General features: G+C 68.4%; 14 protein-coding genes. 4 read left to right on the forward strand and 10 right to left on the reverse strand.

The window, feature by feature from the left end; translation table 11 throughout:
• Positions 1–8: 8 nt before the first annotated feature.
• Genes ACEN9N_RS26605 through ACEN9N_RS26615 form a run of 3 tightly spaced genes read right to left on the reverse strand, consistent with a single transcriptional unit; the run spans position 9 to position 5,406 of the window.
• Entirely contained in the window at positions 9–899 is an 891-nt protein-coding gene (locus tag ACEN9N_RS26605; protein ID WP_495654906.1) for a DMT family transporter, read from the reverse strand.
• A 12-nt stretch (positions 900–911) separates the two neighbouring features.
• Entirely contained in the window at positions 912–3,998 is a 3,087-nt protein-coding gene (uvrA, locus tag ACEN9N_RS26610; protein ID WP_495654907.1) for an excinuclease ABC subunit UvrA, read from the reverse strand.
• 49 nt (positions 3,999–4,047) lie between these two features.
• Positions 4,048–5,406 carry a chloride channel protein gene (locus ACEN9N_RS26615; protein WP_495654908.1) on the reverse strand — a complete coding sequence of 453 codons (1,359 nt, stop codon included), beginning with the start codon at positions 5,404–5,406 and terminating at the stop codon, positions 4,048–4,050.
• Between the two features lie 108 nt (positions 5,407–5,514).
• Here ACEN9N_RS26615 and ssb point away from each other — a divergent pair, with 108 nt between their 5' ends.
• The 4 genes from ssb (at position 5,515) to ACEN9N_RS26635 (ending at position 10,828) form a co-directional block, all read left to right on the forward strand.
• A complete protein-coding gene (gene ssb, locus ACEN9N_RS26620) occupies positions 5,515–6,066 on the forward strand; it encodes a single-stranded DNA-binding protein (protein ID WP_413312380.1) in 552 nt (183 codons plus the stop codon).
• Positions 6,067–6,301: 235 nt separating this feature from the next.
• Positions 6,302–9,622: a bifunctional diguanylate cyclase/phosphodiesterase gene (locus ACEN9N_RS26625; protein WP_495656425.1), complete on the forward strand. Its 3,321-nt coding sequence runs from the start codon at positions 6,302–6,304 to the stop codon at positions 9,620–9,622.
• A 70-nt stretch (positions 9,623–9,692) separates the two neighbouring features.
• Positions 9,693–10,511: a glycine-rich domain-containing protein gene (locus ACEN9N_RS26630; RefSeq protein WP_413312383.1), complete on the forward strand. Its 819-nt coding sequence runs from the start codon at positions 9,693–9,695 to the stop codon at positions 10,509–10,511.
• A gap of 158 nt (positions 10,512–10,669) precedes the next feature.
• Positions 10,670–10,828 carry a hypothetical protein gene (locus tag ACEN9N_RS26635; RefSeq protein ID WP_413312384.1) on the forward strand — a complete coding sequence of 53 codons (159 nt, stop codon included), beginning with the start codon at positions 10,670–10,672 and terminating at the stop codon, positions 10,826–10,828.
• Positions 10,829–10,838: 10 nt separating this feature from the next.
• Here the strand turns inward: ACEN9N_RS26635 and ACEN9N_RS26640 are convergent, their stop codons facing one another.
• The 7 genes from ACEN9N_RS26640 to ACEN9N_RS26670 form a co-directional block, all read right to left on the reverse strand.
• Positions 10,839–12,329 (reverse strand): NAD-dependent succinate-semialdehyde dehydrogenase, encoded by a 1,491-nt coding sequence (locus ACEN9N_RS26640; protein ID WP_495654909.1) that lies wholly within the window; start codon positions 12,327–12,329, stop codon positions 10,839–10,841.
• Between the two features lie 23 nt (positions 12,330–12,352).
• Positions 12,353–13,441: a tartrate dehydrogenase gene (locus tag ACEN9N_RS26645; protein ID WP_413312387.1), complete on the reverse strand. Its 1,089-nt coding sequence runs from the start codon at positions 13,439–13,441 to the stop codon at positions 12,353–12,355.
• Positions 13,442–13,452: 11 nt separating this feature from the next.
• Positions 13,453–15,078 carry an ABC transporter ATP-binding protein gene (locus ACEN9N_RS26650; RefSeq protein WP_495654910.1) on the reverse strand — a complete coding sequence of 542 codons (1,626 nt, stop codon included), beginning with the start codon at positions 15,076–15,078 and terminating at the stop codon, positions 13,453–13,455.
• Between the two features lie 117 nt (positions 15,079–15,195).
• The gene (locus ACEN9N_RS26655) at positions 15,196–16,104 is read right to left on the reverse strand and encodes an ABC transporter permease (RefSeq protein WP_495654911.1); all 909 of its coding nucleotides are present in this window, start codon (positions 16,102–16,104) and stop codon (positions 15,196–15,198) included.
• 10 nt (positions 16,105–16,114) lie between these two features.
• The gene (locus ACEN9N_RS26660) at positions 16,115–17,071 is read right to left on the reverse strand and encodes an ABC transporter permease (protein WP_495654912.1); all 957 of its coding nucleotides are present in this window, start codon (positions 17,069–17,071) and stop codon (positions 16,115–16,117) included.
• 22 nt (positions 17,072–17,093) lie between these two features.
• Positions 17,094–18,716 (reverse strand): ABC transporter substrate-binding protein, encoded by a 1,623-nt coding sequence (locus ACEN9N_RS26665; RefSeq protein WP_007828495.1) that lies wholly within the window; start codon positions 18,714–18,716, stop codon positions 17,094–17,096.
• A gap of 64 nt (positions 18,717–18,780) precedes the next feature.
• A complete protein-coding gene (locus ACEN9N_RS26670; RefSeq protein ID WP_413312393.1) occupies positions 18,781–20,073 on the reverse strand; it encodes an NAD(P)/FAD-dependent oxidoreductase in 1,293 nt (430 codons plus the stop codon).
• Positions 20,074–20,126: the final 53 nt, after the last annotated feature.

Below are 20,126 nucleotides of genomic sequence, written 5' to 3' on the forward strand. Positions count from 1 at the left end.
AGGCGCGCTCAGGCCTTCGCTGCGTTGCGCGAGGGCCACAGCACGGAGGCGATGGCGACCATCATCAGCGCCACCGCCACCCAGTCCTGCCAGTGCACGGCTTCGCCCAGCCACACCGCGCCGCTGAAGACGCCGAGCACCGGGATGAACATCACGCTGAGCGTCGAGGCGATGGGCGGCAGGCCGCGCGCCAGGTAGAACCAGGCGGCATGCGCGAAGCCGAAGATCAGCACGGCGTTGTAGCCGATCGAAGCCCAGGTCACGCGGCCCGGCCAGTACATCTGGCCGCGCTCGAACAGCAGCGAGAGCACCGTCATCACCACCGCGGTCAGCGCCGTCATCCAGAACGACAGCGTGAGCGTCGGCAGCCCGATGCGCGTGTGCCGCAGCAACTGCGTGCCCAGCGCCCATGTGGCGGCCGCCACCAGTGCCAGCGCCACGTAGCCGGGCCGCCCCGCGAAGTCGGTGAGTTCATGCCACAGCAGCAGCCCCACGCCGACCGCGCAGGCGCCCACGCCCAGCCACGCGCGCCGTGTGAGCACCGCGGAGAACAGCAGCGCGCCGATGACGGCCGAGAACACCGGCATCGTGTAGCCCAGGATCGCCGCGCGCCCGCCCGAGAGCGCCTTCACCGCGAGGATGATGCAGGCGTGCCAGACGAACATGTTGGTCGCGCCCAGCCACAGCAGCTCGGGCCACGCGCTGCGCGGCACGCGGAACGGCACCTTCATCCATACCAGCGCGAGGGCCAGCACCGGCACGCCGAGCCAGATCGAGATCGCGCGAAAGGCGAGAGGTGGATAGTCGGCGACGCCCAGTTTCATCACGGGCCAGTTGAACCCCCATGCAAGGGTCAGGAGAACGAGCAGTACCAGCTGGCGCGGGGTGAAGGAAGGCATGGGCCGCGCCGGCTACAGCAGCCGCTTCAGATACCGCCCCGTGTGGCTCGCCTCGTTCGCCGCGATGTCTTCAGGCGTGCCTTCGCCCACCACCGTGCCGCCGCCCGCGCCGCCCTCGGGGCCCATGTCGATCAGCCAGTCGGCCGTCTTGATGACGTCCAGGTTGTGCTCGATCACGACGATGGTGTTGCCCGCGTCGCGCAGCTGGTGCAGCACCTTCAGCAGCAGCTCGATGTCGGCGAAGTGCAGGCCGGTGGTCGGCTCGTCGAGAATGTAGAGCGTGCGGCCGGTGTCGCGCTTGCTGAGCTCCAGCGCGAGCTTCACGCGCTGCGCCTCGCCGCCCGACAGCGTGGTGGCCGACTGGCCCAGCTTGATGTAGCTCAGGCCCACGTCGAGCAGCGTGCGCAGCTTGCGCTCGATGGTGGGCACGGCCTTCAGGAATTCGTGCGCCACCTCCACCGTCATCTCGAGGATCTGCGCGATGTTCCTGCCCTTGTAGAGCACCTCGAGCGTCTCGCGGTTGTAGCGCTGGCCGTGGCACACCTCGCAGGGCACGTACACGTCGGGCAGGAAGTGCATCTCGACCTTCACTACGCCATCGCCCTGGCAGGCCTCGCAGCGCCCGCCCGCCACGTTGAAGCTGAAGCGGCCGGGGCCGTAGCCGCGCTCGCGCGCGGTGTTGGTCTCGGCCATCAGTTCGCGGATCGGCGTGAACAGGCCCGTGTAGGTGGCCGGGTTGCTGCGCGGCGTGCGGCCGATGGGGCTCTGGTCGACGTTGATGACCTTGTCGAAATACTCGATGCCCTCCACCGATTCGTGCGCGGCCGGCTCTTCGTGTGCGCGGTACAGCGTGCGTGCAACGGCGGTGTAGAGCGTGTCGTTCACCAGTGTCGACTTGCCGGAGCCCGACACACCGGTCACGCAGGTCAGCAGGCCGACCGGGAAGGCCACGCTCACGTTCTTCAGGTTGTTGCCTGTGGCGCCGACCACGCGGATTTCCTGCAGGTCGGTCTGCGTGGCGAGGTGGGCCGCCTCGCGCGCGGCGCGGCGTTCGGCCGCGGGGCTCTGCGGAAAGCGCGAGGGCTTCCTGCCTTCGTTGAAGGCCGGCTTCTTCACGACCGGCAGCCAGGCGGTGCGGTGCCTGGGCACTTCGATCTTCTTGGTGCCCGAGAGGTACTGGCCCGTGAGCGAATCGGGGTTGGACGACACCTCGGCGTACGTGCCCTGCGCCATCACGCGCCCGCCATGCACGCCGGCGCCGGGGCCCATGTCGATCACGTGGTCGGCGGCGTGGATCATGTCCTCGTCATGCTCCACCACGATCACGCTGTTGCCGATGTCGCGCAGATGCTTCAGCGTGCCGATCAGGCGGTCGTTGTCGCGCTGGTGCAGGCCGATGCTGGGCTCGTCGAGCACGTACATCACGCCCGTGAGGCCCGAACCGATCTGCGAGGCCAGGCGGATGCGCTGCGCCTCGCCGCCCGAGAGCGTTTCGGCGCTGCGGTCCAGGCTCAGGTAGTTGAGGCCCACGTCGTTCAGGAACTTCAGCCGCAGGCCGATCTCGCGCACCACCTTGTCGGCGATGTCGGCCTTGGCGCCGCGCAGCTTGAGCGTCTGGAACCACGCGAGCGAGTCGCGCAGCGTGAGATGGCTCAGTTCGAAGATCGCCATGCGCGGCGGCTCGCTGCCATCGGCCGGGCGGGCCGATTCGTCCACCAGGAACACGTTGCGCGCTTCGGGCCGCAGCCGCGAGCCGCCGCAGTCGGGACACGGCTGCAGGTTGCGAAAGCGCGCAAGGTCTTCGCGCACCATCACCGAATCGGTCTCGCGGTAGCGCCGCGCCATGTTCGGGATGATGCCCTCGAAGGGGTGCTTCTTCGTGAGCTTCTTGCCCGCGAAGTTGCCCGACTCCATGGTGTAGTTGAACTTGATCTCCTCGGCCGCCGAGCCGTTCAGCAGCACCTGCTGCACCGAGGCTGGCAGCGACTCGAAGGGTGCATCGACGTCGAACTTGTAGTGCTTCGCGACGCTCTCGATCATGCTGAAGTAGTAGCCGTTGCGGCGGTCCCAGCCCTTGATGGCGCCGCTCGCGAGCGAGAGCGAGGGGAAGGCCACCACGCGCGCCGGGTCGAACACCTCGCGATGGCCCAGGCCGTCGCAGCTCGGGCAGGCGCCCACGGGCGAGTTGAACGAGAAGAGGCGCGGCTCCAGTTCCGACAGCGAGTAGTGGCAGATCGGGCAGGCGAACTTGGCGTTGAACAGGTGTTCCTTGTCGGGCGCACCCTCGGCGCCGAGTTCGAGCGCTATCGCGCGGCCCTCGGCCAGGCGCAGCGCGGCCTCGAAGCTCTCGGCCAGGCGCTGCTGCATGTCGGGGCGCGCGCGCAGGCGGTCGATCACCACGTCGATGTCGTGCTTCTCGGTCTTCTTGAGCTTGGGCAGGTCGTTGTATTCGTAGGTCTGCCCGTCGACGCGAAAGCGCACGTAGCCGGCCGCCTGCATCTCGGCGAAGAGCTCGAGGAACTCACCCTTCTTCTCGCGCGCCACGGGCGCCAGGATCATGAGGCGCGGTTCGTCGGGAATCGCGAGCGTCGCATCGACCATCTGCGAGACCGTCTGCGCCTGCAGCGGCAGGCGGTGGTCGGGGCAGTAGGGCGTGCCGGCGCGGGCGTAGAGCAGGCGCAGGTAGTCGTGGATCTCGGTCACCGTGCCCACGGTGGAACGCGGGTTGTGGCTGGTGGCCTTCTGCTCGATGCTGATCGCGGGCGAGAGGCCCTCGATCACGTCGACGTCGGGCTTGTCCATGAGCTGCAGGAACTGCCGCGCATAGGCCGACAGGCTCTCGACGTAGCGCCTCTGCCCTTCGGCATACAGCGTGTCGAAGGCCAGGCTCGACTTGCCCGAGCCCGACAGGCCGGTGATGACCACCAGCTTGTTGCGCGGGATGTCGAGATCGACGTTCTTCAGGTTGTGGGTGCGCGCGCCGCGGATGCTGATGCGCTGCTGCGCCAGCACGGCGCCGAGGTAGGTGTTTCGCTCGAGTTCCGCGTCGCGTGCGCTTTCCTCGTCGGCGGCGGCGTATTCAGTGGCTTTTGAATTCAAAGGGGGCGATCGTCCGAGGGCAACCGGACATGATAGACCGCCGCGCATTTCATGGCGAGGTGCCGGGTTGCGGCGCAGACGGATGCACCGGCTCCGAGCTGCCGATGGCCCGTCCCACCATGTGCTCGGCCAGCGTGTCGTACAGCGGGCGGCTGATCATCCGCGAGACCAGGCTGGCCAGCATGGCCGCGGCCATCAGGCTCAGCACCATCGAGTGGCCGTCGACCATCTCCATCACGATGATGAAGGCGGTGAGCGGTGCCTGGGTCACCGCGGCCAGGAAGCCCGCCATGCCCATGGCAATGAGCGCGGGGCCGAGGTCGCTGCCGGCCAGCCGCGCCACCGCGTTGCCGATGCCCGCTCCGATGGACAGTGACGGCGCGAAGATGCCGCCCGGCACGCCGCACCAGGCCGTCAGCCAGGTGGCGATGAACTTGAGCACGGTGTAGATCGGCGTCAATTCGTCATGCCCCTGCAGCATCTGCTTGACCGCCTCGGAGCCCGCGCCGAAGGTGGCGCCGCCCGTGACCAGCCCGATGACGGCCACCGCCAGTGCGCCGCAGGCCGCGAAACGCACCGGAAAGCGCGCCCGCCAGCGGTTGAGGCGCCCCGGCGCACCGGTGAGCGAGGCGCTCAGCAGCCGCGCGAACAGCCCGCCGGCCGCGCCGCTCAGCAGGGTGACCAGCAGTCCCGGCCCGAGCGCCTCCCAGCCCAGCCGGGGCACGCGGATCACGCCGAAGTAACTGGTATTGCCGAAGGCCGATACAGCCACCAGGCCCGCCAGCACGATGGCCGTGATGATCAGGCCGCTGGAGCGCGCCTCGAGCCGGCCCGACAGCTCCTCGATGGCGAACACCACGCCCGCCAGCGGCGCATTGAAGGCCGCCGCGATGCCGGCCGCGCCGCCCGCCACCAGCAGCGCGCGTCCGTCGATGGCCGTGTTGGGCGACAGCCAGCGGCGCGCATGCTGCATCACCCCGGCAGCTACCTGTACCGAAGGCCCCTCGCGCCCGATCGACAGCCCGGCCGCGAAGCCTGCTGCGCCCAGCCCGATCTTGGCGAGCGTGAGCCGCAGCGAGGCGAAGGCGAAGCGCCGCTCTTCGGGCAGGGCCGGATGCAGCGCCGCCTTGATCTGCGGAATGCCCGAGCCGCCCGCGCCGGGAAAGAAACGCAACGTGAACCAGACGATCCCGGCCGTGAGCAGCGGCGTCGTCAGCAGCACCGCCCAGGGCCAGCTGCGGTAGAAACTGTGGAACTGGCCGAAGACCCAGTCGCTCGCCATGGTGAAGCCCACCACGAAGAGGCCGGCCGCAATGGCGTAGCCGAGCACGATCGCCCGGTCGAGCCAGATGCGGCCACCGCGCAATTCGGCGCGCAGATGCTCGAAAAAGTCGGGTTCTCTGTTCATCGGGAAGGCTCATTCTGGCATTCGCCGGGCATGCCGCCGACAGCCTTGGGGCACAATCGAGGGTTCCTCTCAACCTCCTCCTTCATCTACTTATCAGGGGCAGTGCATATGGCATCGGTCAATAAAGTCATCGTCGTCGGCAACCTGGGGCGCGACCCCGAAATGCGGACCTTCCCGAGCGGCGATCAGGTCGCGAACGTCACCGTGGCCACCACCGATCGCTGGAAAGACAAGCAAAGCGGCGAAATGCGCGAAGCCACCGAATGGCACCGCATCGTCTTCAACGGCCGCCTGGCCGAAATCGCCGGCCAGTACCTGCGCAAGGGCTCGCAGGTGTACGTCGAAGGCAGCCTGCGCACGCGCAAGTGGACCGACAAGGACGGCATCGAAAAGTACACCACCGAAATCCGTGCCGACCAGATGCAGATGCTCGGCAGCCGCCAGGGCCAGGGCGGCCCGTCGGGTGGCCCCGGCGATGACGACGGCGGCTACTCGCAAGGCGGTGGCGGCGGTGGTTATTCGCAGGGCGGTGGCGGTGGCGGCGGGTACGCCGCGCGTGCGCCCGCGGCGGCACCGCGCGCTCCGGCGCCGGCTCCACGCCAGGCTCCGGCCAAGTCGTCGTCGGGCTTCGACGACATGGATGACGACATTCCGTTCTGAACGGGCCTTTTTACTTTTTGAACAAGAGCCAGGCGTCGCGAGACGCCTGGCTCTTTGCAATTGGGGAGATGACTGGGTAGAGCTAATACTTTGATTTTCAAAATTAGGCAAAAATCATTTGTAACGCCCTTACATCCCCCGTATATTGTTCCAAAATGCAACCGTTGCGTTCTCTGCCGTGCCACACTGTTGTCCACGGAGCTACCCGGCTCGTACAAGCGACAGGATCAAACCCATGTCTTTGTCCGTCTGGGCCAGGATTCGCCTGCCGCTGGTAATTTTCATCCTCGGCGCGGCGCTATCGATCGCCCTCAGCATTTCGGCGCGCCAGGAAATCGGGCGCAGCGCCCAGGCGCGCTTCGACGCAACCGCGTTCGATCTGGCACGCAAGGTCGAGGCTCGCTTCGACGACTACATTGCCGTCCTCATCGGCCTGCGTGCGCGATTCAACACCTCCGAGGCCGTGACGCGAAGCGATTTCAGGGACTACGTCGCGGGGCTGAACCTTGCGACCGCGTACCCCGGTTTCCAGGCCGTCACCTATGCGCCCCGCGTTGCGGCGGGCGACAAGCAGTTCTTCGAGGCACAGGTCCGTGGCGATGCCAGTCTCGACGCCAGCGTTGCCTCCCGCTTCGCCATCAAGCCGCCCGGCGAGCGTGACACCTACTACCCGCTGATCTACATCGAACCGCAGGCCGGCAACGAGAAGCTGCTCGGCAACGACCTGGGCGCGATGCCCGACAGGGGGGACGCGCTCGAGCAGGGGCGTGACACCGGCGGGCTCGTCTCCTCCGGGCGCAAGGTGCGCATCCCGGGTCGCGAGTCCGACATCGGATTGGCGATGCGGCTGCCGGTCTATCGCACGGGGCAGCCGCTCGATACGCTCGAGCAGCGGCGCAGCGCCTATATGGGTTCGGTCGGCGCGGGCTTCAGCATCGCAGGCATGCTGCGCGACATGGTGGGCGACGATGCCGCGAGGACGCTCCGGCTGCGCCTGATCGATGCCGGCCCGGGCCAGGGGGCGGTCGGCACGCGCGTCGAGACCAGGTTCGTGAAGCCGACCCCCTTCGGCGAGCGGCAACTGCTGTTCGACAGCGCGGCCTTGGCGAAGTCGGCCGTCGCACCGGCGCGCAGCCTCGAGCGTGTGCTCGGCTTCGAGTTGGGCGGCCACTCCTGGCTGGTCGAGGTCGGCCAGGACGAGCGCCAGGTCTTCGGTCCGCTCGACAAGGCCATCCCCTGGTTCATCGTCCTCGGCGGCCTGGCCACCAGCATGCTGATTGCCGGCATCGTCTTTTCGCTGACCACTTCACGCAGCCGGGCCCAGGTCCTGGCGACCGAGATGACCAGCCACCTGCGCACCAGCGAACGACAGTTGGAGGATGCCCAGCACCTGGCGAGCCTGGGCAGCTGGATCCTCGATCCCGAAACCGGAGCCCTGCAATGCTCCGAGGAAGCCCGGCGCATCCTCGGTTTCGAGGCCGACCCCTTGCTGCCAGACCTGCCGGCGCTGCTCTCGCGAGTTCCGGACTCGGAACGCTCCGAGGTCGAACAACAGATCGCGCAGGCCTCCCGGTCCATGGAACGCAGCGAATTCGAGCACCGCCTGTGCCTGCCCGATGGCACCGAACGCTGGCTTCATGTCATCGCGCAGTCGGCCGAGGAAGACGGAAAGACGCTGGTGCGCGGTACCGTGCGCGATGCCACGCGGCGCCGCAAGGATGCGTTGCGCCAGAAGCTCGAGTACGAGATCGCCCGGCTGCTTGCCGGCGATGGCGCGGCAGAGACGGTGATCACGCAGGCGCTGGAGGCAGTATGCACCGAGCTGCGCTGGGACTGCGGCATGTTGTGGAGCGTCGGCGACGACGGCCTGGTTCGCTGCGCCGCCGCCTGGCATGCCGACAGCGGCCCGGCCGTGCGGCAATTCGTCAGCGACAGCCGCTCGCTCGAATACCGGCCTGGCGAAGGCTCGCTGGGCCGCGCCTGGGGGACCGGCGGCGTCGTGCAAATCGACACGCGGGCAGCCCCGGGCGACTTTGTGCGCGATGCGATGGCGGGGCAGGCCGGACTGGCTGGCGGCCTCGTTGTGCCGATGGTCACCACCGGTGTGACCACCGCGCTGGAGCTTTTTGCCCGCAATCCGTACGTGGACGACGCCGAGACGCTGGAGTCGCTGCGTGTGATCGCCCTGCAGATTGCCCAGTACGAGCAACGCAAGCTGGCCGAGCGAAATCTTCGTTTCATGGCCAGCCACGACGAACTCACCGGGTTGTTCAACCGCGCCGCGCTGCAACACGAGCTTGATCGCGCCATCAAGCGCAGCAACCGCCATCAGAAGCAGTTCGCAGTGATGTTCGTCGACCTGGATCGCTTCAAGCACATCAACGACACGCTCGGCCATGGCGTGGGCGACGAGATGATCAAGACCTGCGGCGAGCGCCTCACGGCGCTGCTGCGCGAGGACGACGTGGTGGCGCGTTTCGGCGGCGACGAGTTCGTGCTGCTCCTGGAGAACCTGTCCAGCGCGAACGATGCCGCGGTACTCGCCGAAAAGGTGCTGGCCTGCTGCGCCGAGCCTTTCGTCATCGAGGGGCGCGAACTGCACGTCAGCGCCAGCGTCGGCGTGAGCATCTACCCGGACAACGGCGGCGACGCCGAAGCGTTGCTGAAGAACGCCGACACCGCGATGTACCGGGCCAAGGAAAGAGGCCGCAACACCTTCCGGTTCTACGCGGCGAAGATGAATGCACAGAGTACCGAGCGGCTGATCCTGGAGAGCGCACTGCGCCATGCCGTGGAACGAGGCGAACTGGAGATGCACTATCAGCCGAAGATGAATCTGCAGACCCGGCGCATCGTCGGTGTCGAGGCGCTGATGCGCTGGCACCATCCGGTTCTGGGCATGATCCCGCCCGTGCAGTTCATTCCGATCGCCGAAGAGATCGGCTTGATCGTGTCCATGGGCCGGTGGGCGCTGGAGAGGGCCTGCGCCGATGCGCGCGCGTGGCGGAATTACGGTCTGCCGGATGTGTTGATGAGCGTCAACCTGTCGCCGCGCCAGTTCGAAAGCCAGACGCTCGTCGCCGACATACGGGGCATCCTGGAAGCCTCGGGCCTGGAGCCGGCGCTGCTCGAGCTGGAAATTACCGAAGGTGCGGTGATGGAGAACCCCGAATATGCGGCCAATTTGCTCCGGACGATTCGAGACATGGGCGTCGGCCTCGCCATCGACGATTTCGGAACGGGCTATTCCTCGCTCTCCTATTTGAAGCTTTTCCCGCTGTCGACCGTCAAGATCGACCGTTCCTTCATCAACGATCTCTCGCAGGACGCCGATGCACGGGCGCTCATCGACGGCATCATCACCCTGGCCCACGGGCTGCGAATGAAGGTGGTGGCCGAGGGCGTGGAAACCGAAGCACAACTCGACTACCTGCGCATCCGCGGATGCGACGAGGTCCAGGGCTATTGGCTGTGCAAGCCCGTGCCCGCCGACGAGGCACGCAATTTCATGGCGCGTCACCTGCGCAACCAGTTTGCTCCGTCGGTAGCGGCCTGACGGCCGGACCTTCGGGCAATCGTCACCGGGCACGTTGCTCGGACCTACTCGCAACTTCACAGGAGCATTCATGATCGATTCCACCCAAGGCAAGACGCTCGAGCAGACGATCGCCGCCATCCAGGCCCTCGACCTCACGCTGATCAAGTTCAAGGCCAGCCGCAAAGAGGACGGCTACGGCTGGTCGGCCGGCTACGCGGACCAGATGGAGGTGGCCTACAAACGCTACCTGATACTGCACGCCAAGCACCCCGACCTGACGCTTGCTCCCGAGCAGGACGTCGACCGCTTCTGGCACATGCACATCCTCGACACGAGAAAGTACGCAGCCGATTGCGAAGCCACCTTCGGCCATTTCCTGCACCACTTCCCGTACCTTGGCCTGCGCGGCGAGGATGACGCCAAGGCGCTGCAGGAGGCCTTCCTGGAAATGCAGCGCTTGTCTGCCGAGGAGTTCGGCGAGCCGATGCCCCATCGCGAGCCGGGCAAGGATTCAGCCGCATGGTGCTCGCTCGAAGCGGGCAAGCCTTCAGCCGCATGGTGCTCGCTCGAGGCAGGCAAGCCTTCGGCCGCATGGTGCTCGCTCGAGGCAGGCAAGCCTTCGGCCGCGTGGTGCTCGCTCGAGGCGGGCAAGCCTTCGGCCGCGTGGTGTTCGCTCGAGGCGGGCAAGCCTTCAGCGGCGTGGTGTTCGCTCGAGGCGGGTAAACCTTCAGCGGCGTGGTGTTCCCTCGAGGCGGGCAAACCTTCAGCTGCGTGGTGCTCGCTCGAGGCGGGCAAGCCTTCGGCCGCATGGTGTTCGCTCGAGGCGGGCGCCGCGGCAGGAGCTTCGGTGAAGGCCGGTGTGTATGAGTCGGCAGCTTCGCGTGCGGGTTCGAATCTGCGCGAATAAATGAAGGAATAGCGGCGCCACCGCGAAGGCGGTGCTGGCACCGCATCCCGGCTCGCTGACATTCCTGGCTTCGCCGGAGGCCTCGCCGACTTCAGCATCAGCGCCTGGCTGTACATCGACAGCCTGGCGACCTGGCCGCGGGTCTTCGACTTCGGCAGATGGGCTTTGCGCCCATCGACCTGGGCGCCACCACGCAGAACTGGCTGGACCGCTCGCAATATTCCAGCGACCCGTCCCGGAAGGGCCGCATCGACGACTTCCGGATCTACGGCGGCGCGCTGGGCAGCGCGGAGGTGGCGGCGCTGGCTGCCGCGTAGCGGGCTTCTTCTAGACCGGCCCCGCCAGCTGGCCCTGGCAGACGTACTTGGTGTGCATGTAGTCGTCCAGGCCATGCACCGAGCCTTCGCGGCCGTAGCCCGATTCCTTCACACCGCCGAAGGGCGCGGCCTCGGCCGCCAGCGCGCCTTCGTTGATGCCGACGATGCCCGACTCCAGCGCGTCGGCCACGCGCCAGATGCGCCGCACGTCGCGCGAGTAGAAGTACGCCGCGAGTCCGAAGGGCGTGTCGTTGGCGGCGGCGATCACCTCGGCCTCGCTCTCGAAGCGCGTGACCGGCACCACGGGCCCGAAGGTTTCCTCGCAGCTGCAGGCCATCGTCGCGTCGGCGTTCACCAGCACGGTGGGCGCGTAGTAGTTGGGGCCGTCGCAGCGCGCGGAGCGCAGCCGCTCGCCGCCGACCACGATGCGCGCGCCCCTGGCCACGGCGTCGCGCACGTGCCGCTCGATCTTCTCCACGGCGCGCGCGTTGATCATCGGGCCGATCTGCGAGCCGGGTTCGGTGGCGGGGCCGACCTCGAGCGCGCCGACCCGCGCAGCCAGCTTGTCGACGAACGCGTCGTGCACGCGGGCCTGCACGAACACCCGGTTCGGGCTCACGCAGGTCTGGCCGCCGTTGCGGAACTTGGCGGCCATCAGGCCCTCCACGGCGGCATCGACGTCGGCGTCGTCGAACACGATGAAGGGCGCATTGCCGCCGAGCTCCAGCGACAGCTTCTTGAGCGTATCGGCCGAACGCCTTGCGAGGTGCTTGCCGACCGGCGTCGAGCCGGTGAACGTGACCTTGCGCACGCGCGCATCGTCGAGCCAGGCATCGACCACCTCGGGCGTGCGCTCGCGCGAGGCCGTCACGATGTTGAGCACGCCCGGCGGCACGCCGGCTTCTTCGGCCAGCGCCACCAGCGCGAGCGAGGTCAGCGGTGTGTCTTCCGCCGGCTTGCACACCACCGTGCAGCCCGCCGCGAGGGCCGGTGCGATCTTGCGCGCGATCATGGCCGCCGGAAAGTTCCATGGCGTGATCGCCGCGATCACGCCCACGGGTTCCTTCAGCGCGAACATGCGCCGGCCCGGCACGGGCGCCGGGATGATGTCGCCGTTGGCACGCGTGGCCTCCTCGGCGAACCATTCGATGTAGCTGGCCGCATAGGCGACTTCGCCGCGGCCCTCGGCCAGCGGCTTGCCCTGCTCGCGCGAGATGAGGCGGCCCAGGTCTTCCTGGTGCGCGATCACGAGGTCGTTCCAGCGCTTGAGGATCTGCGCGCGCTGCTTGGCCGGCACCGCGCGCCATGCGGGAAAGGCGGCGTGCGCGGCATCGACGGCGGTGCGCGCATCGGCGGCCGTGCCGTCGGGCACGCTCGCGAATACGGCGTCGGTGGCGGGATCGCTGACGTCGAGGCGGCGCGAATCGCTCGCTTCGCGCCATTCGCCGCCGATGAGCTGGCGTCCGGGCATCAGGTTCCTGTATTCGGGTTCGAGTGTCATGGTCGGAGGGTCTTTCTCTTCATTCAGGATGCGGTTACGCGCTCGGCGATCGCGATGCCCACCTCGGTGGTGCTGGCCGAGCCGCCGAGGTCGGGCGTGCGCGGCCCCTCGCGCAGCACCGCCTCGATCGCGCCCAGGATCGCGTCGTGCGCGGCGCGGCCCGCGCCCTGGCCCTGCGTGAGGAAGTCCAGCATCAGCGCGCCGGACCAGATCATCGCGATGGGGTTGGCGATGTTCTGGCCATGGATGTCGGGCGCCGAGCCATGCACCGGCTCGAACAGCGACGGGAACTTGCGCTCCGGGTTGAGGTTGGCCGATGGCGCGAGGCCGATGGTGCCGGTGGTCGCGGGCCCGAGGTCGGACAGGATGTCGCCGAACAGGTTGCTCGCCACCACCACGTCGAAGCGCGTGGGCTGCAGCACGAAGCGCGCCGACAGAATGTCGATGTGCTGCTTGTCGACCGTCACCTCGGGGTAGTCGAGCCCGACGGCGTCGGCGCGCGAATCCCACCACGGCATGCTGATCGCGATGCCGTTGCTCTTGGTGGCCACCGTCAGGTGCTTGCGCTTTCGTGCCCGCGCGGTCTCGTAGGCGTAGCGCAGCACGCGGTCGGCGCCATGGCGCGAGAAGACCGATTCCTGGATCACGATCTCGCGCTCGGTGCCCTCGTACATCACGCCGCCGAGCGAGGTGTATTCGCCCTCGGTGTTCTCGCGCACCACGAGGTAGTCGATGTCGCCGGGCTTGCGGCCGGCGAGCGGGCAGGGCACGCCCTCGAACAGGCGCACCGGGCGCAGGTTGATGTACTGGTCGAACTCGCGGCGGAACTTCAGCAGCGAACCCCAGAGCGACACGTGGTCGGGCACGGTGGCGGGCCAGCCGACGGCGCCGAAGTACAGCGCGTCGACGCCCTTGAGCTGCTCCTTCCAGTCGTCCGGCATCATCTGGCCGTGCTGCGCGTAGTAGTCGCAGCTGGCCCAGTCGACGGTGCGGCAGTCGAGCTCGAAGCCGAAGCGTTCCGCGGCGGCCTGCACCACGCGCAGGCCCTCGGGCATCACTTCCTTGCCGATGCCGTCGCCGGCGATCAGCGCGATGCGGAAGGTGGGTGTCATATCGGTCTTTCTCATGAAGCGTGGACGGCCGCGCAGTCCATCTCGTCGAGCCAGCCGCGGCGCAACTCGGGCACCGAGCGCGCCAGCAGCTCGTAGTAGGGGTGGTGCGGGCCGCGGTCATAGTCGGCGCGCGCCACCTGCGCGAGCTTGCGGCCGTGCTGCATGACAACGATCTCGTCGCACACCGCGCGCACCGTGTGCAGGTCGTGGCTGATGAAGAGATAGGACACGCCGAGCTCTCGCCGCAGCTGCGCGATCAGGTCGAGCACCGCCGCGCCGACCACGGTGTCCAGCGCCGACGTGACTTCGTCGCACAGGATCAGGTCCGGGTCGGCCGCCAGCGCGCGCGCGAGGTTCACGCGCTGCTTCTGCCCGCCCGAGAGGCCGCCCGGCAGGCGCCCGGCCACGGTCTGCGGCAGCTGCACCAGGTCGAGCAGCTCGCGGATGCGCCGCTGCAGCGGCTCGCCGCGCAGGCCCTTGTAGAACTGCAGCGGCCGCGCCAGGATGCGCTCGATGGTCTGCGACGGGTTCAGCGCCGTGTCGGCCATCTGGAACACGATCTGGATCTGGCGCAGCTCTTCCCGCTCGCGCTGTGCCAGCGTTGGCTTGAGTGCGCGGCCGTTGAACAGCACGCTGCCGTGGCACGGCTTGAGCAGGCCGGCGACGGCGCGCGCCAGCGTGGTCTTGCCCGAGCCCGACTCGCCGATCACGCCGATGGCCTGGCCCCGGTAGAGCTTGAGATCGATGTTCTCGAGGATCATCTTGGCCGGCCGTCCCTGTGCGTCGACAGGGCCATAGCCGGCGGAAAGCTCGCGCACCTCGAGCAGCAGCTCGGCGCCGCCCGGGGTCGCGCCGGATTCGCGCGGTGCCGGGCGGGCGGCGGCCAGCAGGCACTTCGTGTACTCATGGGCCGGCGTCGCGAGAATCTGCTCGGTGGCATTCACCTCCTGCATCCGGCCGTTGCGCAGCACCAGGATGTGGTCGGCCATCTGTGCCACCACAGCGAGGTCGTGGCTCACGTACACCGCGGTCGCGCGACGCTCGCGCACCGCACGGCGGAAGGCGCGCAGCACCTCGATCTGCGTCGTCACGTCGAGCGCGGTGGTCGGCTCGTCGAGGATCACGAGATCGGGGTCGGCGATCAGCGCCATGGCCGCCATCAGCCGCTGCAGCTGGCCGCCCGACACCTGGTGCGGGTAGCGCGTGCCGATGGTCTCCGGCTCGGGCAGCGCGAGCTCGCGGAACAGCTGGATCGCCTTCGCCTCGGCCTCGGCGCGCGTGCACAGGCCATGGATGCGGCACGGCTCGACCACCTGGTCCATGATCGTGCGCGAGGGATTGAAGGAGGCCGCCGCGCTCTGCGCGATGTAGGTGACCGTGCGTCCGCGCAGCGCGCGCTGCCGGGGTGCATCGAGCGCCAGCACGTCGGTGCCGCCGATGCGCACGCTGCCTGCCGAGATGCGGCAGCCCTGGCGCGCGAAGCCCATCAGCGCGAGCGCCGTGGTGGTCTTGCCGGAGCCCGATTCGCCGATCAGCGCCAGCACCTCGCCGGGCTGCACGGAGAAGCTCAGGTTGTCGACCAGCGTGCTCGCGCCGGCCGTGATGCTCAAGTCGTTGACGATCAGTGTTGCGCCCATGTCAGTGGCTCCCGTTTGCGCCGGGAACACCGCGGAACCGGCTTTGCCGGGCCGCTGGTGTTGCCCCCGGAGAGGGGGTGGGAGGCCACACGGAGTGGGCAAGCCTGGGGGTGAGCTTCATCTTGCTCCTCGTTCGCGGGCGGCGCGGCCCGGCAGGTTGTCGATGACGAGGTTGACCGAGATGGTCAGGCTCGCGATGGCCAGCGCCGGCACGATCACCGAGGCGCCGCCCATGGCCAGTGCGCCGATGTTCTCCCGCACCAGCGAGCCCCAGTCGGCCGCCGGCGGCTGGATGCCGAGGCCGAGGAAGCTCAGGCTCGCCAGCAGCAGCACGGTGTAGACGAAGCGCAGGCCGAGGTCGGCCAGCATCGGCCCGAGGATGTTGGGCAGGATCTCGCGCAGCATGATGTAGAGCGTGCCCTCGCCGCGCGTGCGCGCCACGGTCACGTAGTCGAGCGCGTTGATGTTGACGGCCAGCGAGCGTGCGATGCGATAGGCGCCCGGCACGTAGATGATGGCCGCCGTCACGACCAGCATCGGCACCGAGGAGCCGAAGCCCGCCACCATGATGAGCGCGAACATCTTGCTCGGTATCGCGGTCAGCGTGTCGAGGCAGCGGCTGAGCAGCGTGTCGGTCCAGGGTCCGCTGGCCGCGGCCAGCAGCGCCAGCGTGGTGCCGGTGCCGCTGGCCAGCAGCGTGGCGAGCAGCGCGACGCCGACCGTATAGCGTGCGCCTTCGACGATCAGCGCCAGCATGTCGCGCCCGAGGTAGTCGGTGCCCAGCCAGTGCGCCGCGCTCATGGGCGCGAAGACGCTGTTGCCGCCCATGGTGCCCGAGGAGTGCGACAGCAGCCAGGGCCCGAGCGCGGCCGCGAGCAGCCAGAACAGCAGCACCGCGAGGCCCAGCAGGCCGGAGACGCCGAAGCCGCGAAGCCAGCGCAGCGGATGCCGCCCGCGTTGCTCGCTCGGCGCTGCGACGGCGGTGGCCGTGGCGCCCAGGGCCGATGAGGAGGTGGATGTTTCCATGGGGCTCGCCTCAGCGGTGGCGCAGTCGGGGGTTGGCGACGATGCCGCAGATGTCGGCCGCCGTCACGAGGATCAGGTAGCCGGCGCAGAAGATCATGGCGCAGGTCTGCACCAGCGGCATGTCGCGCTGCGAGACGCCGTCGACCATCAGCTTGGCGATGCCGGGATAGTTGAAGATCGTCTCGACGATGATCACGCCGCCCAGCAGGTACGACAGGCTCAGCGCCACCGCATTCGCGATCGGTCCGACCGCGTTGGGCAGCGCATGCGCCAGCACCATGCGCATCGGCGAGGCGCCCTTGAGCCGCACCATCTCGATGTAGGGCGCCTCGAGTTGGTCGATCACCGCGGCGCGCGTCATGCGCATCATCTGCGCGACGATCACGCAGCACAGCACCAGCACCGGCATCGCGAAGGCGCGCAGCAACTGTCCGACCGACTCGATCTCGTTGACGAAAGAGAGCGCCGGCAGCCAGCGCAGCTTGACCGCGAACACCAGCACCGCGAGCGTCGCGACCAGGAACTCCGGCACCGACACCACCGCCACCGCCGACGTGGAAGCCGCGCGGTCGAACCAGGAGCCGCGCCACACGGCCGAGGCGATGCCCAGCGCCAGCGCGATCGGAACCGAGAACAGGGCCGTCACGGCCGCGAGCAGCAGCGAGTTGGGAAGGCGGCTTGCCACCAGCTCCGACACCGGCATCTGCGTGGTGGCCGAGCGGCCGAGGTCGCCCCTGGCCATGCCGAGCAGCCATTGCGCATAGCGCCGCGGCGCCGGCATGTCCAGCCCCATCTGCGTGCGCAGCGCGGCCAGCGCCTCGGGCGTGGCTTCCTGGCCGAGCTGCTCCTGGGCTGCATCGCCCGGCAGCACGGCGGTGATCGAGAACACGATCACCGACACCGCCAGGAGCGACAGCAGCGCCAGCGCGATGCGCTGGACGAGGAGCTTGAGGATCACATGGTTCATGAAGAATGTTCCGGCGCGCGGATCAGGCTTCCAGCCACACGTTCTCGGCGAAGTTGTAGCCCATCAGCCCGCCCAGCGGAATCGGCGACAGCCCCTTGAGCTTGGAGCTATGGCCGTCGATGCTCGCAAGGAACAGCGGGATGCCGATGCCGGCGTCCTGGTGGATCATGGTCTGCATGTCGGCGTACATCTGCTTGCGCTTGGCCAGGTCGGTCTCGGCGCGCGAGGCCAGCAGCAGCTGGTCGAACTTCTCGTTCTTCCAGCGCGACTCGTTCCAGGCCGCGCCCGACTGGAAGAACTGCGTCAGCAGCACGTCGGCGCTCGGGCGCGGGTTGACGTTGCCGAAGCCCACCGGGCTGTTGAGCCAGTGGTTCGACCAGTAGCCGTCGGCCGGCATGCGCTTGATGTCGATCTCCAGGCCCGCGCGCTGCGCGGTCTGCTGCAGCATCAGCGCCATCTCCACCGAGTAGAGTGCCGCCGGCGAAGCCACCATCGGCACCTTGCCGGTGACGCCGGACTTCTGCAGATGGAACTTGGCCTTGTCGAGGTCGAACGGGCGCTGCGGCAGGCCCGCGAAGTAGAAGCGGTTGGTCGGATCGATCGGCTGGTCGTTGCCGAGCACGGCGTAGTCGAGCGCGATGGTCTTCTTCATCTGCGCACGGTCGAACATGTACTTCATCGCGAGCACGAAGTCGGGGTTGGCGCCGGGGCCCGTGTCCTTGCGCATGATGAGGTCGGAGTACTGGCCCGACTGGGTGAGGAAGATGCCGAACCCGGGCGTGCCCTTCACGCGCTCCACCGAGCGCGGATTGACCGAGCCCACGAGGTCCATGCCGCCGGACAGCAGCGCGTTGACGCGCGCGCTCTCGTCGCCGATGCCCACGAACTCGATCTCGTCGAGGTAGGGCTTGCCGGGTTTCCAGTAGGCGTCGTTGCGCACCATCAGCGAACGCACGCCGGGCTTGAATTCCTTGAGCTTGTACGGGCCGGTGCCGATGCCTGCGTTGAAGTCGGTGGTGCCCTCCTTGACGATCTGGAAGTGGAAGGTGCCCAGGATCACCGGCAGGTCGGCGTTCGGCGCGCTGAGCACCATCGTCACCTCGTTCGGGCCGCTGGCCTTGACGCTCTCGATCTGGTCGGCGAGCACCTTGGCCTTGGAGGCGGTGGCGGGGTCCTTGTGGCGCATGACCGAGAACACGACGTCGGCGGGCGCGAGCGCCTTGCCGTCGTGGAAGTTCACGCCCTTGCGCAGCGTGAACACCCAGGTCTTCGCGTCCTTGGTGGTGAACGATTCGGCCAGCGCGGGCTGCGGCGCGAGGCTGCCGTCGAGCGAGGTGAGGCCGTTGTAGACCATGTTGCAGCGCGAGTAGTCGGTCTGGTTCGACTGCTTGGCCGGATCGAGCGTGTCGGTCGCCGCGGCGGTGGCGCCGGCCACCCGGAGGCGGCCGCCCTTCCTGGGCGTCTGCGCATGGGCGGACATCGCCGCGCCCGCGATGCCGCCGGCCAGCGTGGCCTGCATGCCGCCGGCCATCAGCATCGAAAGGATGTCGCGCCGCGTGGCGCCGCGCTTGAGCGACTCCATCATGCGCAGGCTTTCGCCGGGGCCGACGAGTCTGTCGAAACTCTTGTTGCTGCTGTCGCTCATGATGAAGTGCTCCTGGGGCCGTGGGTTGGAAAAAAACGAACGCGTGTTGCGGGACTGCGGACCCTCAGGCCAGCCTGTCCTTGAGCCGGTAATAAAAGCCCACCGCGGGCAGGAACCACGGCGGGCCGAAGTGGCCGGGAATGGCGGGCCAGTCGCGGCCCCGCCAGGGGTTGGCGGACGCGTCGCCGTTCATCACGGCGGCCATGCGTTCGCCCATGTGGACCGACATCTGCGTGCCGTGTCCGCTGTAGCCCATCGCGTAATAGAGGCCGTTGCGCTCGCCGGCATGCGGCAGGCGGTCCTGCGTCATGTCGACCAGTCCGCCCCAGCAATAGTCGAGCCGCACCGCGCCGAGCTGCGGGAAGGTCTCGGCCAGCCCCGCGCGCAGGATGTCGCCGCTCGCGGCATCCGACTGCGGGCTGGAAATCGCGAAGCGCGCGCGCCCGCCGAACACCAGCCGGTGGTCGGCCGTGAGCCTGAAGTAGTGGTGGATGTTCGCGATGGTCGTGTAGGTGCGCCGGGCCGCGAGCAGCGCCTGCGCGCGCTCCGCGCCGAGCGGTTCGGTGACCACGATGAAGCTGCCGATCGGCACGATGCGCCGGCGCAGCCAGCCGAAGCTGCCGTAGCCGCCATGGCGCGTCGCGCCCGTGGCCAGCAGCACCTGCTGCGCCGTGACCACGCCGCGCGCGGTGTGCAGCCGGTGGGCATGGCCCTGGCCCAGGCGTTCGATGCGGCGCACTTCCGTGCCCGTGTGGATCGCGGCGCCGTTGCGCTGCGCGGCCACCGCCAGCCCGTGCGCGAAGCGGCCCATGTGCATCTGGGCGCTGCGCTTGTAGAGCAGGCCGCCGTGGAAGCGCTCGCTCTGCACCTCGGCGCGCACGCGCGGTGCGTCGAGGATCTCGACGTCGTTGTCCACACCGTCGTCGATCAGGCGTTGCACGCTGCGTTCGAGCGCGGCCATCTGGTTGGCGCGCGTGGCGAGCTTGAGCTTGCCGTGGCGCATGAAGTCGCAGTCGATGGCCTCGTCGCGCACCAGCCGCGCCACGGTGTCGACCGCGTCGTCGTAGGCGTTGTACCAGCCGCGCGCCCGCTCGACGCCGACCTTGGCCGCCACATCGGCGTAGTCGACCGCGAGGCCGTTGTTGACATGCCCACCGTTGCGCCCCGAGGCTTCGGCCGCCACGCGCGGGCCGGCTTCCAGCACCGCGACCCGGGCGCCGCGCCTGGCCATTGCCAGTGCGGCCGAAAGGCCGGTGAAGCCGCCGCCGACGATCGCGACATCGACCTGCGCCGGCAGCTCCTGCGGCGCGGCCAGAAACGCGGGGGCCGAATCGGTCCAGTAGGAGTCGAGCTTCATGGCATCCGGCCCACGCAGGAGCGAGCCGGCATGCCGCGGCGATCGAGGGCGAT

Source organism: Variovorax sp. Varisp46 (assembly GCF_059491885.1).

What these genes read in the sequence shown, in the direction of transcription:
- ACEN9N_RS26605 (WP_495654906.1), bottom strand. Translation starts at nt 899, where the DNA reads ATGCCTTCCTTCACCCCGCGCCAGCTGGTACTGCTCGTTCTCCTGACC.
- ACEN9N_RS26615 (WP_495654908.1), bottom strand. Translation starts at nt 5,406, where the DNA reads ATGAACAGAGAACCCGACTTTTTCGAGCATCTGCGCGCCGAATTGCGC.
- ssb (WP_413312380.1), top strand. Translation starts at nt 5,515, where the DNA reads ATGGCATCGGTCAATAAAGTCATCGTCGTCGGCAACCTGGGGCGCGAC.
- ACEN9N_RS26625 (WP_495656425.1), top strand. Translation starts at nt 6,302, where the DNA reads ATGTCTTTGTCCGTCTGGGCCAGGATTCGCCTGCCGCTGGTAATTTTC.
- ACEN9N_RS26630 (WP_413312383.1), top strand. Translation starts at nt 9,693, where the DNA reads ATGATCGATTCCACCCAAGGCAAGACGCTCGAGCAGACGATCGCCGCC.
- ACEN9N_RS26635 (WP_413312384.1), top strand. Translation starts at nt 10,670, where the DNA reads ATGGGCTTTGCGCCCATCGACCTGGGCGCCACCACGCAGAACTGGCTG.
- ACEN9N_RS26640 (WP_495654909.1), bottom strand. Translation starts at nt 12,329, where the DNA reads ATGACACTCGAACCCGAATACAGGAACCTGATGCCCGGACGCCAGCTC.
- ACEN9N_RS26645 (WP_413312387.1), bottom strand. Translation starts at nt 13,441, where the DNA reads ATGACACCCACCTTCCGCATCGCGCTGATCGCCGGCGACGGCATCGGC.
- ACEN9N_RS26650 (WP_495654910.1), bottom strand. Translation starts at nt 15,078, where the DNA reads ATGGGCGCAACACTGATCGTCAACGACTTGAGCATCACGGCCGGCGCG.
- ACEN9N_RS26655 (WP_495654911.1), bottom strand. Translation starts at nt 16,104, where the DNA reads ATGGAAACATCCACCTCCTCATCGGCCCTGGGCGCCACGGCCACCGCC.
- ACEN9N_RS26660 (WP_495654912.1), bottom strand. Translation starts at nt 17,071, where the DNA reads ATGAACCATGTGATCCTCAAGCTCCTCGTCCAGCGCATCGCGCTGGCG.
- ACEN9N_RS26665 (WP_007828495.1), bottom strand. Translation starts at nt 18,716, where the DNA reads ATGAGCGACAGCAGCAACAAGAGTTTCGACAGACTCGTCGGCCCCGGC.
- ACEN9N_RS26670 (WP_413312393.1), bottom strand. Translation starts at nt 20,073, where the DNA reads ATGAAGCTCGACTCCTACTGGACCGATTCGGCCCCCGCGTTTCTGGCC.